Here is a 1,843-nt window from a genome sequence, read left to right as displayed (position 1 = left end):
CAGCAATTCAGTAATAAGCTTTATTCATTACGCTGATAAATTTACTGAAAATTTGGCACATAAATTTCCCACCCCGGTGTAATTCACGTTTGGATTAACCGCAGGATTCAAGCCCTCAAAATTTTTTCTTTGGTATAGGCGTATCGTTTTATAAGTTGGTGTTTTCCTGATTTCCGGAGCAGGACATCCCCAAAACTGATTCATTCAAGCCTGATTTGAAATCTATTTTGTGTAAGAATCAGTAATTCAGTTCTGTCAACAAGTACTTCGAGCATATAACTCATTAAGCGTTTCCACAGATACTTGACTGTGCATTTTAGTCGGACTTTTATTAATCCTCCAATTTCCTGACTGGCCTGAACCAATTGATTAATGATGTGAGCTATCTGCAGACATTGGTAGTAGTTCTTCATTGCCGGAAAACTTACTCTGGAAAATTTATGCTCCAAAGCGTAGCCCTGATTTTTCTGATCATTAAACCCCTCATTCTCTATTTTTTGTCGCAACCTCCCCGTCTGACTCACACCTACGCATAAAGTATTGCTCAACTCCATGTCAGTAATATGCACGAAGCGCTGATTCTTTATAACACCTTGATTTTTAACTGAGACTTCTTCATTACATTCAACCCAGTTTAGCATATGCGTCTTATACTCTAATCCACTTAGCCAATGACAAAGTAACTTGGTTCGATGATCTTTATGGAATGCTAAGGACTCTCCCTTTTGGTTTGGTACAAGCCTCCTTTCAAGCGCAATTTCCTCCTGAAGCAATCGCAGATTCCCATCCTTTAGTGTTACCACATAGTGCCAGTTGTTTCTTTTGCAGATATCAAAAAAGCCTTGAGTTGGGTAAAGCCCATCGGCTATTATAATTATTGGCAGGCGTGGAAACATCTTCTTTATTTTGATGGATAGTCGCTTAAAGGCCGCTTGCTCACAATCTTGCTTTTGATAGTTTGCTCTTCCCTCGTTACTTATCCACTCGGTGGCTATGGACAAACTTAGGCCGGTGGGCGTTAGCAGCTTAGCCTCAAGTACATTGTGTGACCATGTCACAACCCCGCTGCCAGACTTTTTATGCAGGCAATACTCACAATGCTTGTGTGAATACGTTGAAACACCAGTGCCATCAATAGCTACAATATAACACCCCCGATACTTATGTGGCTGTAAAACCTTCTTCCTTAGCAGATCGCGGATCAGTGAGGCTTTAACTTCCTCAAGACAGGAAGTAGCAAGGTCTCGAAAATAATCATCTACACTATCAAGATGGGGTAAATCAAGTCCAAATACGCTTTGGTAGTTTGCTCTGAAAACAGGAGCCTTGCGATCATTATTAAAGGCATTTCTACTGCCTTCCTTTAACATGAACATACAGACCCCAGCCATAGCTAATTCTTGAGTGGAATACTGTTTCCGACGGCGGGAATCAGGCAGGGAGGCCAAATGAGTTTTCAAAGAAGGGAAATATTGATGTAAAGTTTTGAATATCTGGCTTATAACAGATTTCCCAGGACTTTGATAAACATGTTCTTCCAAAAGTAAAAGAACAATCGTTAAAAAATCAAATATTTAATTGATTATCAGTGCTATGATGAAAAAAATATTAAAGAAATTGGCTATATTTGAAGTATCAAAAATAAACAAAAAGCCTGCTGGTCAGGTCGTTACCGCAGCAGGCTTTTAATCACTTTAAAATAAGCGCTTTATGGAAAAACACTCGCTATGCCGAGAGGCATAGCTTTTGCCAAATTTAGCGCGAAAAATAATATTTGGCAAATTTCCTGTTGCCTTAAATATCAGTACATTTAAGTTCACTTAATTTTTACGCTGAATTGCTG

1 protein-coding gene is annotated in these 1,843 nt (G+C 39.1%); it reads right to left on the bottom strand.

Annotated features, from left to right (window positions below; genetic code table 11):
* Positions 1 to 200: 200 nt before the first annotated feature.
* On the bottom strand, positions 201 to 1,541 hold the full coding sequence (locus JCM15548_RS20365; RefSeq protein ID WP_157483035.1) for a hypothetical protein: 1,341 nt from the start codon (positions 1,539 to 1,541) through the stop codon (positions 201 to 203).
* Positions 1,542 to 1,843 lie beyond the last annotated feature (302 nt).

This window comes from Geofilum rubicundum JCM 15548, assembly GCF_000974365.1.
In the GTDB taxonomy this organism is placed as follows: Bacteria; Bacteroidota; Bacteroidia; order Bacteroidales; family Marinilabiliaceae; genus Geofilum; species Geofilum rubicundum.
This window is presented reverse-complemented; position numbering and strand designations above follow the sequence as displayed.